General features: G+C 45.9%; 13 protein-coding genes. 6 read left to right on the forward strand and 7 right to left on the reverse strand.

The annotated features are described in order from the left end of the window. Positions 1–2 precede the first annotated feature (2 nt). Positions 3–899 carry a LysR family transcriptional regulator gene (locus MASE_RS05275; RefSeq protein ID WP_014948715.1) on the reverse strand — a complete coding sequence of 299 codons (897 nt, stop codon included), beginning with the start codon at positions 897–899 and terminating at the stop codon, positions 3–5. Between the two features lie 192 nt (positions 900–1,091). Here MASE_RS05275 and MASE_RS05280 point away from each other — a divergent pair, with 192 nt between their 5' ends. Genes MASE_RS05280 through MASE_RS05295 form a run of 4 tightly spaced genes read left to right on the forward strand, consistent with a single transcriptional unit; the run spans position 1,092 to position 5,034 of the window. Next, complete coding sequence (locus MASE_RS05280) at positions 1,092–2,291, forward strand: MFS transporter (RefSeq protein WP_014948716.1); 1,200 nt, start codon at positions 1,092–1,094, stop codon at positions 2,289–2,291. A gap of 10 nt (positions 2,292–2,301) precedes the next feature. Continuing rightward, entirely contained in the window at positions 2,302–3,210 is a 909-nt protein-coding gene (locus MASE_RS05285) for a TIGR03571 family LLM class oxidoreductase (protein WP_014948717.1), read from the forward strand. Positions 3,211–3,231: 21 nt separating this feature from the next. Next, positions 3,232–4,068 (forward strand): 2,5-didehydrogluconate reductase DkgB, encoded by an 837-nt coding sequence (gene dkgB / locus MASE_RS05290; RefSeq protein ID WP_014948718.1) that lies wholly within the window; start codon positions 3,232–3,234, stop codon positions 4,066–4,068. A 30-nt stretch (positions 4,069–4,098) separates the two neighbouring features. Beyond that, on the forward strand, positions 4,099–5,034 hold the full coding sequence (locus MASE_RS05295) for an alcohol dehydrogenase catalytic domain-containing protein (RefSeq protein WP_014948719.1): 936 nt from the start codon (positions 4,099–4,101) through the stop codon (positions 5,032–5,034). 213 nt (positions 5,035–5,247) lie between these two features. Here the strand turns inward: MASE_RS05295 and MASE_RS05300 are convergent, their stop codons facing one another. The 6 genes from MASE_RS05300 to MASE_RS05325 form a co-directional block, all read right to left on the reverse strand. Next, positions 5,248–6,279 (reverse strand): DUF2955 domain-containing protein, encoded by a 1,032-nt coding sequence (locus tag MASE_RS05300; RefSeq protein ID WP_014948720.1) that lies wholly within the window; start codon positions 6,277–6,279, stop codon positions 5,248–5,250. A 9-nt stretch (positions 6,280–6,288) separates the two neighbouring features. Then, positions 6,289–7,362 carry an HlyD family secretion protein gene (locus MASE_RS05305; RefSeq protein ID WP_014948721.1) on the reverse strand — a complete coding sequence of 358 codons (1,074 nt, stop codon included), beginning with the start codon at positions 7,360–7,362 and terminating at the stop codon, positions 6,289–6,291. After that, positions 7,359–7,814: a MarR family winged helix-turn-helix transcriptional regulator gene (locus MASE_RS05310; protein WP_014948722.1), complete on the reverse strand. Its 456-nt coding sequence runs from the start codon at positions 7,812–7,814 to the stop codon at positions 7,359–7,361. The genes MASE_RS05305 and MASE_RS05310 overlap by 4 nt, the downstream gene beginning before the upstream one ends. 220 nt (positions 7,815–8,034) lie before the next feature. Beyond that, the gene (btsR, locus tag MASE_RS05315; protein ID WP_014948723.1) at positions 8,035–8,763 is read right to left on the reverse strand and encodes a two-component system response regulator BtsR; all 729 of its coding nucleotides are present in this window, start codon (positions 8,761–8,763) and stop codon (positions 8,035–8,037) included. Between the two features lie 2 nt (positions 8,764–8,765). Then, on the reverse strand, positions 8,766–10,457 hold the full coding sequence (locus MASE_RS05320) for a sensor histidine kinase (protein WP_014948724.1): 1,692 nt from the start codon (positions 10,455–10,457) through the stop codon (positions 8,766–8,768). 122 nt (positions 10,458–10,579) lie between these two features. Then, positions 10,580–12,073 carry a carbon starvation CstA family protein gene (locus MASE_RS05325; protein ID WP_014948725.1) on the reverse strand — a complete coding sequence of 498 codons (1,494 nt, stop codon included), beginning with the start codon at positions 12,071–12,073 and terminating at the stop codon, positions 10,580–10,582. 346 nt (positions 12,074–12,419) lie between these two features. Between MASE_RS05325 and prfC the strand changes: the two genes are divergently transcribed. Beyond that, on the forward strand, positions 12,420–14,009 hold the full coding sequence (prfC, locus tag MASE_RS05330) for a peptide chain release factor 3 (RefSeq protein WP_014948726.1): 1,590 nt from the start codon (positions 12,420–12,422) through the stop codon (positions 14,007–14,009). Between the two features lie 33 nt (positions 14,010–14,042). Further along, complete coding sequence (argS, locus tag MASE_RS05335) at positions 14,043–15,773, forward strand: arginine--tRNA ligase (protein ID WP_014948727.1); 1,731 nt, start codon at positions 14,043–14,045, stop codon at positions 15,771–15,773. Positions 15,774–16,079: the final 306 nt, after the last annotated feature.

Genomic DNA, 16,079 nt, shown 5'->3' on the forward strand with positions numbered 1-16,079 from the left:
AGTTAAAGAGTTAGTCGAGGCTGTATAAAATCTAAAAACGCAGAGATACGAGACGATACCGCGCTATTTTTATAGTATACCGCTTGTACCGACTCTCTGCGGTTTGGGCTGACGATGTCGTCACGAAATAGCGCTACCAGCGAGCCTGCACTGATATCTTTGTGTACCATAAAGTGAGAAAGTAACGCGATACCTTGACCTGCCAAGCACAGCTGGCGAATAGTTTCACCGCTTGACGCACGAAGACTGTACTGCAAGTTAATATCTTGCTTGAGCGGCCATTTATTTAGACTTGGTGAGTCGCTAAAGCCAATCAGTTTGTGTTTGTTTAGCGTGCTAATTCCATCCTCACCTTCAGATATGGGATATTTTTCAAGATACTGTGGGCTTGCCACAATATGCAGCTTACTTTTTCCTAAACGTCTAGCGTGCAAGTTAGAGTCGCTTAAATCACCAATACGTATTGCGATATCGGTTTTATGTTCCAACAGGTCGATAATGCTGTCGTGACTGGTGATATCGAGTGTTATGTCAGGAAATGCTTCTCGAAATTCACCCACTAACGGCGCTAGCTGGTGGAACACAAACGGGCTCGCAGCATCAACCCGAAGTTTTCCAGAAGGAGCCCGCTTTAATAGCCGTAATGCTTCTTCACCTTTTTCTAATATATTTAGCCCGTCTCTGGCATATTGCAGGAAAAGCTCACCTTCTTCTGTTAATTCCAGCCGTCTGGTAGTGCGATTCAATAGAGTTACATCTAAGCCATCTTCAAGACGAGTAACTGCTCTACTAACTTTTGCAACCTGCTGATTGAGTAGATTGGCAGCACTGGAAAAACTACCTGTATCCACAACGGTTAGGAACGCTTCTAAATCTTCAGTTTTTGATGAGACTGGCATCGCACACCTTATATTTTCAAATATCGCAAAAGTATTTTGTCATTAGTGCTGTTTTTTGCAAATAAATTTATCGTCAAACTGTACGCACTTTATTAATGGCTTTCAAAAAACGGTGTAGTTGTTCGTTCTAGAAGCCAATGGTGGCGTTGTTAATCAAGCCATCTCGTTAATTACTTTTTGAGGATAATTGAAATGCCTATTGCATTATTTGCGTTAACGTTAAGTGCGTTTGCTATTGGCACAACAGAGTTCGTGATAGTGGGGCTTGTCCCCACCATTGCCACTGATCTTGGCGTTACGTTACCAAGCGCAGGCTTACTGGTAAGCTTGTACGCCGTTGGTGTTGCCGTTGGCGCACCGGTTCTTACCGCCCTTACGGGTAAGTGGAATAGAAAGCATGTTCTGCTTAGCTTAATGGCGCTATTTGTGGCTGGTAATATTCTTGCTTGGCAAGCGCCTAGCTACGAGAGCTTAATATTAGCTCGCATTTTGACAGGCTTAGCGCACGGTGTGTTCTTTTCCATAGGGTCAACTATTGCTACAGGGCTAGTGGCGAAAGAAAAAGAAGCCAGTGCTATTGCCATTATGTTTACGGGCTTAACCGTAGCCTTGGTTACTGGCGTACCTTTGGGTACCTGGATTGGTCAAAACTTCGGTTGGAGAGCAACCTTCCTTGTGGTTTCCGCGCTTGGCACACTTGCGCTAATAGGCAGTGCGTTGCTGGTACCGAACAACCTTAAACAAAGTAAACCGGCCACCTTGAGTGAACAAATGAAGGTGTTGGTTCAGCCTCGTCTGGTATTAGTGTATCTAATGACGATATTGGGCTATGGCGGCACATTTACGGCATTCACCTATCTCGCTCCTATATTGCAGGAAGAGGCGGGGTTTGCGCCCTCAGCCATCAGCTTAATTATGCTGGTTTACGGTGTATCTGTCGCGGTAGGCAATATTTATGGCGGCAAGCTTGCTGACAAAAAAGGCCCAATCCGCGCGTTAACGATCATCTTTTCAGCCCTTGCAGTCATCTTGTTTGCCCTGACGTTTACCATGGGCAGTAAAGTTGCCGCAGTGATCACCGTTTTAGTGTGGGGCGCCTTTGCCTTTGGCAATGTTCCAGGACTTCAGGTGTACGTTGTTCAATTAGCAGAGAAGTTTACCCCTAATGCTGTTGATGTCGCTTCAGGTTTAAATATCGCGGCATTTAACATTGGCATAGCTGTGGGTTCAATTCTGGGCGGTGCAATTGTAGACGGCATGCAGTTATCTGATACCGCATGGATTGGCGCAATTATTTCTGTTGCAGCGTTACTTGTTACACGTTACAGCGGCTACTTAGACAAGCGCGCACTCAGTACTGCGAATACGGCGAATAACACAACGAGCGCGTAGGGAGGTCATAATGACGACAAATACCTTTGATAAGCTTGCACAACACACGTTCTCAGTAGGTGTAGAGCTTCCGCTAGATAACGACTGGGCGCATTTCGACGCCACAAAAGGTACGCCATTCGGCGTACCTGATATGACCGAGCATCACAGCCGTATTCAACTAGCCGACAAACTAGGGTTTAAAGCAGCGTGGGTACGGGATGTGCCAGTTTATGACCCTAGCTTTGGTGATGCGGCTCAGGTTTTCGAAACCTTCGCTTACTTGGGCTATTTAGCAGGTATCACAGACAATATTCTATTAGGCACAGCCGCCGTTGTTTTACCTCTTAGGCAGCCATGGCTTGTCAAAAAGGCGGCAGCAACGGTGCAGCAGCTAAGTAACGACCGCCTTATACTCGGCGTAGCCAGTGGGGATAGACCGGTTGAGTATCCGTTGTTCGATGTCGATTTTGACAGTCGCGGCGAGCACTTCAGGCACTCACTGGAAATTGTAAAGCACGGTGAGAATTCCCTTAAGCCTGGCATGTCGCTGTTACCGCGCTCAACCACGCCGCCTTTGTACGTTGCAGGGCTCGCTCAGCAAAGCCCTCAGTGGGTTGGAGAAAATATGGACGGTTGGCTGGCGTATCCAGGTACACCGAACGAGCATGTAAAGCGCGTAGAGCTATGGCGAAATGTCGCGGGCAACAAGCCGTACGTTAGCTTTATTCATCTTAATTTGGTTGAAGACGATGAAGCGCCCATAAAACGCCACCGGTTCGGGGTTGAAACTGGTGTAAATGGGCTTATCAAAGAACTCAATGCAATGAAAGAAGCGGGGGTTGATCATATTGGCCTGCACTTCAGACGTAATACGCAACCAGTAGAAGTCGCGATGCAGCGCATTGCTGACAATGTATTACCTCACTTTCATAAATAACGGAACCAACAAGGAGGCATCATGCCGAATGTAAATCAGTCACAATCTAAAATTCCTTCGCTAGGTGTAGGCACGTTTCGCTTAAAAGACGATGAAGCCTATAACAGCGTGACAATGGCACTTGAAGTGGGTTTCCGTCACATTGATACGGCGCAAATTTACGGCAATGAAGAAGCGGTAGGTCGCGCTATTAAAGACGCTATTGCAAACAATCTTGTTGCACGTGAAGACCTTTATGTCACCACCAAGGTGTGGAATGACAAGCTGAATAAAGCAAGCTTTGTGGATAGCGTAAAAGAGAGTTTGGAAAAGCTTCAACTGTCGTACGTTGACCTGCTACTTATTCATTGGCCGTCACCGGAAAACGGCGAAAGCATGGAAGAGTACCTAGGTGAATTGCTGCGCGTTAAGGAACTGGGACTCACAAAAGAAGTTGGTATTTCTAACTTTACCGTGGCACAAATTGAAGAAGCGGTGAGTATCTTGGGCGAGGGCGTTATTTCCACGAATCAGGTAGAGGTACACCCTTATCTTACTAATGAAAAAGTGCGTGCAGCGTGTGAGAAACACGGTATCACAGTAACAGGATATATGCCGTTTGCTGTTGGTAAAGTGCTAAAAGACGAGACCATCATCGCAATTGCAGATAAGCATGGTGTGAGCACTGCTGAGGTAGTGGTAGCCTGGGAGCTGGCCCATGGTTTAGTCACTATTCCATCGTCGACTAAACGCAAGAATCTGGAAACCAATTTCAAAGCGCTTGAACTTACATTAGGCGCTGACGATATCGCAAAGATTGACGCGCTAGATTGTGGCGACCGTCAAGCTAACCCAGATTTTTCACCTGCGTGGGACTAATCGGAAAAATCACTGTGTTAAGGAGCTTTTATGCAAGCTAACGTTTGGCAATTTGAACAAGCTGGCGCATCACTGGTAAAGCAGGTACGCGAGTTTTCTGAGCCGAAGGCAGGGCGTATTGTCGTGCGCAACTATGCTATTGGCATTAACCCAGTTGACTGGAAGTTTATCGATGATAACCCGCGCGACTGGGAAAAAGGGCATATTCCCGGTGTGGACGGTGCGGGTGTTGTTGTCGCTGTAGGTGAGGGCGTCGATAACAGTCTATTGGGTAAGCGTGTGGCTTACCATCATAGCCTAGGTGAAAACGGAAGCTTTGCCGATCATAGTGAAGTGTATGCTAGCCGTGTAATGGTCGTGCCGGAAAGCGTTGATTTTGCACTAGCTGCTGCGTTGCCATGTCCAATGCTTACTGCCTGGCAAGCGTTTAGTAAAGTGCCGGTCCGAAAGGGGGCTGACGTGTTAGTCAGCGGTATGGGCGCCGTTAACAAATTGCTGGCGCAAATGCTTTCTCAGGCCGGTTTTAATGTACATGTTATCTCAGGGAGCTTTTCGCAAGAGCAAGCTGCGGAGATGGGCGTAAAAGCCATCCATCGCGGTAAGCCTGAAGGGCAAACCTTTTACGCGCTTTTTGATGCAAATGGTCCAGACTATGCGGCGTCACTTGTACCGCTTCTTGAAGCTAATGGTCACGTAGTGAGTATTCTAGGTCGTATTGAAGTGCCTGTTGATGAGCCTTTCACGCGTACTATTTCTTATCATGAGATAGCGCTAGGTGCGCTGCATGATTATGGCGATTTGTCACAGTGGCAGCGTTTGGTGAAAGACGGTGAGGCTCTACTTGAGCAAGTTGCTGCGCAAACGTTGGTTGTCGAAATACCTAACGTGTTTGAATTCGATAATTTGAACAACGCGCTGCAATTTTCAAAAGAAGACAAGCGAAAGGCAGTGGTTGCGGTTTCATAAAGCCGGAATGATTAAGGTCCTTCTCTATCCTTAGCGATCTAAAGGGCTTCCTCTGCTCGCCTAAAGGCTTCGACGATATCGTCGAAGCCTTTTACTCTTTGTCACAGTCCTTTAACTCAAAATTTGTACACCAAAGGTCAACAGGCCCTAGAAGTAGTAAATCAACTTTTCGTCCACAAATTTTAACCAGTAAGCGTTATAACTACAGGTCTTTTAAGTAAACGTGTGGTGTCGTGTAGGCTGGAATTTGTTAAGTAGACTGTGTACTACATAAATAACGCACAGGCTAAGTGCAATAGCTACGACTACCGATGAAAAGCGATACAGCGCACTATAAATAATATCCTGTTGTGGAGAGAGTGACTGGCCGTACAAAATGCCAAATGTGGTAAGTACGCCAAAGCCCGTGCCAGCACCACCACCGCTAAGCACATGCTGGCGGCTGATGAAAAATACCAATATCCATAAGCTGAAACTTGCGAAAAACAACGTGTCACTGTAGTTGAGCAAAATGAGCTGGGCGAGCAGGGCAAGATTACATCCAATTAGCGTGCCCAGCGCTCGCTGCCAGCCACTCAATGTGGCTCCTTTCCAACACAGTGGAAAAAGAATCAATACACTTGCTGCTTGTGCTGATATCGAATCTACTAAGTCGAAGGTTTGAAATACAACAAACGATAGCGTGGCGACAGTGGTGCATAATATGACTTCGTGGCGAATACTTGCTTTATCTTTTGCCGCTTTGGGTAAAGGCGTGCGCGGCTCCTCATCGGGAAAAACAATATGCAAAGCGAATGCAATTATCAATGCCAACAGAATTGCACCGATGTTTGATATCACTAATGCGTAGATATCTATTCCATCGCTGCTGTAGCTGGCAAAGTGTAGCTGCAGCGAAAGTCCTACAAGGGAAAACGCACCGAATAAATACAGCGTACCTTTACTCATTTGCCAAAACAGAAAAGCGAAAGTGATGGCGATTAGCGGCGTGATCAGCAATGGGTGGCTTCCGAACAAGCCGTATACCACTAAAACAGCCGCCGCCGGAAAGATAGTTGCGGCAAGAAATTGTCGAATAATGTGACCATTTAAAACGGCTACCAGTCCAAGCAACAAAATAGGGTACAAGGTAAAAAATATCGGATTAGGCCAATCCAGCGCTTTCGATATAGCAAAGCCCAACGTGGCGCCGGAGGCGATCCTAAGCATCTGCTGGACATCATTTTTACTTAGCTGTGAATCCATAATTTAAGTCTAATAAATGAAGTGCAGCAGGCTTATAAAGTGAATTTGAATGTTCGCTGCCACACTTTCAATAGGGTTGTCTGGAACTATCTGCACGGTAGCGCGAGCGCCACTGGTGAGGTGGCTTAACGATATTTCTTGTTCTTCAAGCTTAATGTGGACACGTTGGCGCTGTGCATCTCGTACCCATCGATTCGACTTTTCAACGCTTGCAAGGGTGCCGTTGGCGGCAAGTTGGCCGTCGCTTACACCAGCTTCAAATTCTTCCACTTTAGCTTCAAATACTTTACCCGGTAGTGCATCAAAAACGACGTTAGCGCGAATGCCTTCTTTTACATTGGCGAGTGATTTCTCTCGAAAATCTGCAACCACATCTAGCGTGTTATCGACAACTGAGGCAAGGGGCGTACTTTGTTTAGCATAAGTGCCTTGAGTTACCTGCATGTTTGCCATTATGCCGTCATGCGGTGCTTTAATTTTGGTATAGGCTAAGTTCAACTCTGCCCGTTTAACCGCATTTACCGCTTCTAGATATTTTAGGTTTTTGTCACCTTGCTCACCTCTTGCAACAACTTGCTCGTTTAGATCGGCTTCAAGCGCACTAATTTCAGCTTCAGCGCTTTTAAGTTGCGCGTACGCTTTGTCCACGTTTTGTTGAGATACCGCTTTAGTTTGAACTAAGGAATTGAGTCGTTGAAATTCACTGTTGCGTTCGTCGTAAACCGCCGATGCAGCCTCTATTTTGGCTCTAATCGCTTCCGCTTTCGCATCTATCTGAGCATTCTCTAACTCCACATTTGCCAAATCAATTTGCGCCTTTTCAAGCGCAATTAGGTAAGGTGTCTCATCTATAACAAATAAAACCTGCCCTTCCTTGACGGTTTGGTTATTTTTGACAAGCACCTCGTTTATCGGCCCATTTATCTGAGGAGAGATTTGCGTGACCTGATGATAGACTCTCGCCTGTGGTGTCATTGGCATGCGTATATCTGCAATAATAAAGTAGATAAAACAGATGGCAAAAGCGACTAAAGCCAGCTTTATATACCTAGCAAATTCCTGATCTGGTGTTCGTTGACTCACTTAAGTGACTCCAATAATTTTGCGGCATTAACTTCAATTTTTTGAACACATTTAGCCATAATGCGTAACTCTTCTTCAGATACTCCTGCGTACACTTCATCTCGCAGCGCCATCAATGTACTTTCGATATCATTCATTCGACCTTTGCCCATATCTGTGAAGTAAAGTAAGCGACTTCGTTTGTCGTTAGTATCGGTAACGCGTTTGATTAACCCGGTAGTTTCGAGCTGTTTAATTGTGCGAGTTAAGCTAGGCATTTCTATTTCCAAGCTTTCAGCCACCATCTGTTGCGTACAGCCCTCACCAAGTAATGACATGTGAATCATTACGCGCCATCTAGACTCTGTAAGGTCGAGATGAGCGACCGATTCAGTGACAGTTCTTCTGCACTTTTGCGCAGTGCGGGCAAAAAGCGCAATAAGTTGAAGTGGCATAGGTTCTGAAAATGACATGTAAAAACCGTTGATTTACTTAGCATGCTAACTATTTTATTTGTTTAGCATGCTAAGTAAATAGCATTGAGATGAGAAAGAGATTTTGCAAGTTGAGCGTGAATTGAACGGGTGAAGGCTCTCCATCGAGCAGGAAAATGTGGCTATTTGTCTTACGGTGCCTGAAAATCAGGCATACTCTCTCAGTCCTTTTTAAGTTAATACAGCCTTTGTGGTGTGATTAAAGCGTTAATAACGACTTTAGCTTTTTGAGATATCGACGGCTCACGGGAACTGAATCTCCCGTCTTCATTAGAAGCGTAGCAAGGCCATTATCCAAGAGTTTAATTTCCCCAACGCATGATAACCTCACCAAGTATTGCCGGTGACACCGAACAAGCGCGGTTCTCTCTTCTAAGGTTTTCAATGTGAGCTGCGTGTCTGCTTGTTGTTCTAGCGATCTAACATGTACGCCCGCCACATCGCTGTAAGCAAACTGAATATCAGATTCGGGCAGCAGTAATATGCGCTGATGACCTACGCAAGGAATATGTACTAATGTGGGGGAGGCAATGGCGTCAATGTCAGTTTGGGGCTGAGTTCTCTTTTTAAGCCTGGCGAGTGTTTTATCAAGCCGCTCTGGTTCCACAGGTTTGAGCAAGTAATCAAACGCGTTATCTTCAAATGCCTGAAGGGCATACTGTTCAAATGCGGTGACCAGCACAACATAAGGCATGGTGTCTAAATCAAGCATAGCCAGCATATCGAGTCCAGAGAGCTGGGGCATTTCTATATCAAGAAATATAACATCCGGACGGTGTTGTTTAATTAATGCCAACCCCTCTATGGCATTTGCGGCCTCGGCTAAGACTTGTACTTCATTGGTTTCGTTGAGTAACTGGCAAAGCTCCTCTCTGGCGAGCGGTTCATCGTCAATAACAAGCGCGCGAAATGCTGAGTTCTTAGTCATTGTTAGCCCTGATGAGAATGGTAATGAGTGTGTGGAATGGAAAAGGACATCCGAGTGAACTGGTTAGTTCGACATTCGATCACCAGGCCTGCTTGTTGACCAAACTGATGAATAAGTCGTTTATCTACAATATCCATCCCTAAACCTGCGTGTTGCTCTTTTTTGGGTTTGTACAAGCCAGCATTATCTTCAACGAGAATGTGAATGTGGTTATCTGTTGTACATCGTACATTCAAAGTTAAATGCCCACCCTCTATTCGTTGGGCGATACCGTGTTTAACCGCGTTCTCTACTAGTGGCTGTAACGTAAAACTTGGTAGAAGCGCTGACATGGCAGCATCGTCACATTTGATGGCAACCTGCAGGCGTTCGGCAAAACGCGCCTTCTCGATTGCCAGATAAGCATTAACGTGGTCAATCTCTTCTTTTAGTGTCACCACTGCGGTGTTTTGCTTTAGGTTTATTCTGAAAAAGCGTGACAAGCTTAGAACGAGCTCTCTGGCCCTTTTGGGATCGCGACGAATTATAGCGCTAATCGTATTGAGTGCGTTAAATAGGAAATGAGGGTTGACCTGTGCATGCAGCAGCTTGATTTCAGATTGTGAGAGCAGATCTTTTTGCTGCTGATACGCGCCGTAAACAATCTGACTAGACAGTAATTGAGCGATGCCTTCTGCCATTGACAGGGTAACCGTCGACATAAACTTCCGTTTGGGTTCGTAAAGCTTAATGGTACCCACCACCTCAGAGCCAGAGTGAAGTGGAATAATCAATACTGAACCCAGCGGACAATTTTTGTTTAATGTGCATTGGTAAGGGCGCTCGGCACCGTCTAAATGGACTATTTTGTTATTGTTCAGTGACTCCATCGTACTTGATGACGATATGGGGGTGTTTGGCAGGTGATGATCGGCACCCGTTCCGATAAACGCCAAAATCTTCTCTTTATCAGTAATCGCTACCGCACCCACATTCGTTTCTTCATAGATAATGCGTGCTACTTTTTCTGCATTAATTGGGGTGAATCCAGATGTGAGCACGCCCACTGAGCGATCTGCTATGGATAGTGCACGTCGTGAAAAAGTGGCAGAGTACTTTTCAAAAATCGTTTTTTTGTCAGATAAAATACTGATAAAAAGTGCAGCTCCCACAGAATTTGCAATGACCATAGGTGCGGCTATAGCGCTGACCAGTGCGTAAGACTTTTCAAAAGGCTCAGCAACGGTAAGCAGTATAGCCATCTGAAACAACTCTGCTATGAAGGTAATGACACCAACTTTCCATGGGTTGAAAAGATCTAGACTTTTGTTCTGGCGAACATAGTAAACGTGCATGAGGCCGCCGATAAGACCTTCCAGCGTGGTGGAAATAGCGCAGGCAACATCAGTAAAACCACCCAATGAATAACGATGGAGGCCACCGGTCAATCCTACGGCAAACCCAACTACTGGACCGCCTAGTAATCCTCCTATAACTGCCCCAATGGCTCTGGTATTGGCAATGGCGTCGTCTATTTGCAGACCAAAATACGTGCCCAGAATACAAAAGGAAGAAAAAACTACATACACCAAGTAGCGGTGTTTGCGATGAGAAGAAATGCTGAGAATAGGAAGAAAAAGCGGTGTTTTACTCAGCATATATGCGAGCACAAGATACACACACATTTGTTGAAGTAGCGAAAGTATGAGTTCCATGCTTGCCAATATTACCGCCGATTAAAAATGAGCCTCATTATAACCCATGTCAAAAGTACAAAATAAATAGCCGCCCTATATAAAGGGCGGCTCATCATATTACACGTGTTTAGTGTAGGTAGTTACGCGTCTACCGGTTGGGAAGGTTTTTCAACATTCACAGATGATGGCTCAAGCGGCGCTTCACCTTTCCCCTTGGAAATTCGAATGACGTAAACCGTGGTGATTAGCGATGCGATAAGCCCGATGGTTGTCGATACATTCATCGCCATACCGAAACCCAAGGTGTCGTTGTTTAGAATAAAGGTAACGCAAACGGCCGTCATAAATATTGCTGGTACCGTAGTTATCCAGTGCAGTTTATTATGTCTTAATAAGTATGCAGACGCGGTCCACAGCATCATGACGGCTGTTGCTTGGTTGGCAAATCCGAAGTAGCGCCAAATTACGCCGAAATCGACTTGGGTAAGAATACCGCCAAGCACAAACAATGGGGCGGCCATGAACAAGCGGTTACGTATACCTTTTTGTTCAACGTTAAAGTACTCGGCCATGATAAGACGACTTGAGCGAAATGCGGTGTCGCCAGACGTAATAGGAAGAATAACCACGCCAAGAAAGGCCAGTACGCCACCAACAACACCTAAAAGACCGAATGATGAGGCATAGACAACGTTTCCAGGGCCACCATTGGTAATAGCTGCCGATAGTCCTTCTAAATTGTCGAAGTAAGAAAGGGCAATGGCACACCAGATAAGGGCAATCACACCTTCACCTATCATCGCACCAAAAAACACAAAACGCCCGTTCTTCTCGTTCTCCATACAGCGAGCCATAAGTGGGGACTGGGTGGCATGAAATCCAGAGATAGCGCCACAAGCAATAGTGATAAAGAGCGCCGGCCAAAGAGGCATATCGTTAGGATTCAAATTCGTCAGCATATCGCTTGCCGTGAATTGGCTAAGTATCGAGTGCTGGTCAGAATAGCTGGCAGCGGCTAATAATCCCACCGACATGAAAATAAGAAGGGCTCCGAAAAACGGATAAAAGCGACCAATAATTTTATCTACAGGAACAATGGTAGCCAAAATATAGTAGGCAAAAATAATGGCGACCATGGTGCCAACTTCAACATGCCATGATGTCTGATCATTAACGAGGTTTGTGATCATGCCTGCGGGCGCTGAGACAAAAACTACACCTACCAGTAGAAGCAGCACAATAGCGAACAAGTTCATAAAGTGCTTAGCGCCTCGGCCCAAATAACGGCCAGATAAGCTAGGCACAGATTCGCCATTGTTGCGAACTGACAGCATGCCTGAAAAATAGTCGTGAACAGCGCCGGCAAAAATGCACCCTAATACAATCCAAAGCATGGCAGCTGGGCCATATAGTGCACCCATAATAGGACCAAATATAGGGCCTACGCCAGCAATGTTCAGAAGCTGAACGAGATACACCTTCGGTGTAGACATGGGAACAAAGTCTACGCCGTCTTTTTGGCTATGTGCAGGAGTGGGGCGTGCTGGTGTGACGCCAAATACCTTCTCAACAAAGGCGCCATATATAAAGTAGCCAGCAATAAGCGCGGCTACGCAAATTAGAAACAATATCACAGGGCGTTGTCCTTATTTTTATAAATAGGGTTTATAAAAAGGGTCTGTCACTTGTGTTGTAAACGGTGTGTACAACAATGTTTGAAATAGGTTAACGATGTGAAAGTGTGTATGCATGAAAAAAAGCAGTGAGTGGTCGCATAGCAAATTAAGCGGTAGGGAGTATGTAATTTCGCTCTACTGTTACGTGCAGTAAAATGCTAAAATCCGCGCAATTAATTACCAAGCCGTATCAAGCGTTTTACCGCAATACTGAATTTGCGCGGAAAAGCATTGCTTATCCGTTATAAAACGCGCCTGTAAGTAATTGGTTTACAGGGATAATAGATAACGAAGATAAGTATTGATGTCAGATAAGAAGCTTCTAGAAGAGATTAAAAAGCGACGTACGTTCGCAATCATATCGCACCCGGATGCGGGTAAAACCACGATTACCGAAAAAGTATTGTTATTCGGACGCGCCCTGCAAACTGCCGGTACCGTAAAAGGTAAAAAGTCAGGTCAGCATGCTAAATCTGACTGGATGGAAATGGAAAAAGAGCGTGGTATCTCGGTAACCACCTCGGTCATGCAGTTTCCATATAGCGATCACTTAGTAAACCTGCTGGATACTCCGGGGCACGAAGACTTTTCTGAAGATACCTATCGAACACTGACGGCGGTTGACTCATGCCTTATGGTTATCGACGCAGCGAAAGGTGTAGAAGACCGAACCCGTAAACTTATGGAAGTCACCCGTTTGCGCGATACGCCGATTGTGACTTTCATGAACAAGCTTGACCGTGATATTCGCGATCCTATGGAACTGCTCGATGAAGTAGAAACCGAGCTTGATATCCTGTGTGCACCAATCACTTGGCCAATTGGCTGTGGTAAGAGCTTTAAAGGTGTATATCACCTTCACCGCGACGAAACTATTTTGTATCAAAGCGGCCAGGGTCACACTATCCAAGACGTGCGCATCATCAAAGGGTTAGATAACCCTGAGTTAGATACTGCAGTAGGAAGTGACCTCGCTGAAACCTTGCGTGACGAGCTTGAGCTTGTACGCGGTGCATCTAACGAATTTGAACAAGAGCTTTTCTTGGAAGGCCAGTTAACGCCAGTATTTTTCGGTACAGCATTAGGTAACTTCGGTGTTGATCATATGCTTGACGGTTTGGTTGAGTGGGCACCTGCGCCACTTGGCCGCGAAACCGAAGAAGGGACTATCGAAAGTACCGATGGTAAGTTCAGTGGCTTCGTATTTAAAATTCAGGCCAACATGGACCCGAAACACCGTGACCGCATAGCATTCTGTCGTATTGTGTCGGGCAAGTACGAAAAAGGCATGAAAATGCGCAACAGCCGTTTAGGTAAAGATGTGCGTATTTCGGATGCATTGACCTTCTTGGCTGGTGACCGTTCATTGCTAGAAGAAGCCTATGCCGGCGATATCATCGGCTTGCACAACCACGGTACCATTCGCATAGGGGACACCTTCACGTCAGGCGATAACTACCGCTTTACGGGTATTCCAAACTTTGCGCCTGAGCTATTTAAACGCATCCGCTTGAAAGATCCGCTTAAGCAAAAGCAACTGCTGAAAGGGCTGATCCAGCTTTCTGAGGAAGGGGCGGTGCAGGTGTTTAGACCGCTTGCCAACAACGATTTGATTGTTGGCGCAGTAGGTGTGCTTCAGTTTGACGTAGTTGTCGCTCGCTTGAAAGCCGAATACAACGTAGACGCGCTTTATGAGCATATTAACGTGAGCACTGCCCGCTGGGTTTACTCTGACAATGAGAAGAAGCTTGATGAATTCCGCCGTAAAGGTGAGCAAAACCTTGCACTAGATGGCGGCGATAACTTGACGTACATCGCACCTACTATGGTGAATTTACAGCTAGCGCAAGAGCGCTACCCTGATATTCAGTTCAAGAACACGCGCGAAAATTAAGCTAATAAAGATTAAACAAAGACACAATATATTATGAATATACATGCACTATTAGTTAACCGTTTCACTGAAGCTCTACAAGAAATGGGCGTAGAAAATGCGCCAGTGCCAGTTTCGCGCAGCGCTCGACCTGAATTTGGTGAGTATCAGTTTAACGGCGCGATGGCGCTAGCCAAGCAGCTTAAGCAAAAGCCGCGCGATATTGCAGAGAAAATTGTTGAGACTGTAAAGCTCGACGATATTGCCAGCAAGCTAGAAGTGGCGGGCCCTGGTTTTATCAACGTTCATTTAAATGACGAATGGCTGTCTAATCAGTGTGAGTTGTCACTAACCGACCCACGTTTAGGTATTGCTAAGTCAAAAGAACAAAACATTGTTGTTGATTACTCATCGCCTAACCTGGCCAAAGAGATGCACGTGGGACACCTGCGTACTACCATCATCGGCGATGCTGTGGTTAAAGTACTTGAGTTCTTGGGCCACAACGTTATTCGTCAAAATCACATGGGCGACTGGGGCACACAGTTCGGCATGTTGCTTGCGCACCTTTCAGACAAGCTACAAGATGAAGTGGCTGAAACTGCGCTCTCTGATCTAGAAGACTTTTACCGCGAAGCCAAAGTACGCTTTGACGAAGAAGAAGGTTTTGCCGACCGCGCCCGTGAATACGTAGTTAAGCTGCAGGGCGGTGACGCTCAGTGTCTGGCGCTATGGGAAAAGTTCATTGACGTGTCTATTGCTCACTCAGAAGAAGTGTACGACAAGCTAAACGTAAGCCTGACCCGTAAAGATATTATGGGTGAGTCGGCTTACAACGACGATTTAGCCAACGTAATCAGTGACCTTAAAGCGAAAGGCCTTGCAGTAGAAGACCAAGGTGCGCAGGTGGTGTTTATACCTGAGCTTGCTGATAAAGAAGGTAACCCTGCGGTTTACATCGTTCAAAAGTCGGGTGGCGGCTATTTATACGCAACGACAGACCTTGCGGCAATGCGCTATCGCAGCGGCAAGTTAAACGCTGACCGTACGCTGATTCTTACTGACGCGCGTCAGGCACTGCACTTCAAGCAAACTGAAATTGTGGGCCGTAAAGCGGGCTTTATGAAAGAAGAGCAAACTTACGAGCATTGCCCATTTGGAATGATGCTAGGCAGTGACGGTAAGCCATTTAAAACGCGTACTGGCGGTACAGTTAAACTGGTCGAATTGCTTGATGAAGCCGTTGAGCGTGCGGGTAAGCTTATCGCCGAGCGCGACAACGATTTAAGTGAAGACGAGCTTAAAGAAGTCGCTCACAAGGTGGGTATTGGCGCTGTGAAATACGCTGACCTATCTAAAAACCGCACAACTGATTACATGTTTAATTGGGACTCCATGCTAAGCTTTGAAGGTAACACCGCGCCTTACCTTCAGTACGCCTATACCCGTGTGAAAAGCTTGTTCAGAAAAGCGGGTGTGGATATGGCCACCATGCCAGTAGATATCAATATTGCTGAGAAACAAGAGCACGCGCTAGCTGTATTACTTATGCAGTTTGAAGAGGTGATTGGTACAGTATCTCGTGAAGCCACGCCTCATGTACTGTGTACTTACCTCTATGATGTGGCTTCAGCATTTATGTCATTCTACGAAGCGTGCCCGATGTTAAAAGACGGTATTGAGCCAGCCGTACGCGATAGCCGTCTAGCGTTGTCAGCTCTGGTTGCCAAGACGCTAGAGCAAGGATTAACCCTACTTGGCATCGAAACACTAGAAAAAATGTAGTGTTCGCGGTACAACATACATATTGATAACAAAGAGGCTGACATTGATTGTCAGCCTTTTTTTATGCGAAACATAAGCGTCAACCCTACAACGCTCGTTTGCGCTAATCGTGATTCTTATACCAGTGGGTATAGATTATTGCGTACTCAGCGAGATTTAAAATGTTCGTAATCTCGGCGTGTAACCGCAGGTACACGTGTAACAGCAGGTACAGTGGTATTACATTTCGATTAGAACCGATAGGGCGATAGCTTCCTATAAATCAGACAACTAGAACACTACTTAAATTAACGACAGGAAACTCAA

The sequence above is a fragment of the Alteromonas macleodii ATCC 27126 genome (assembly GCF_000172635.2).
GTDB lineage: Bacteria > Pseudomonadota > Gammaproteobacteria > Enterobacterales > Alteromonadaceae > Alteromonas > Alteromonas macleodii.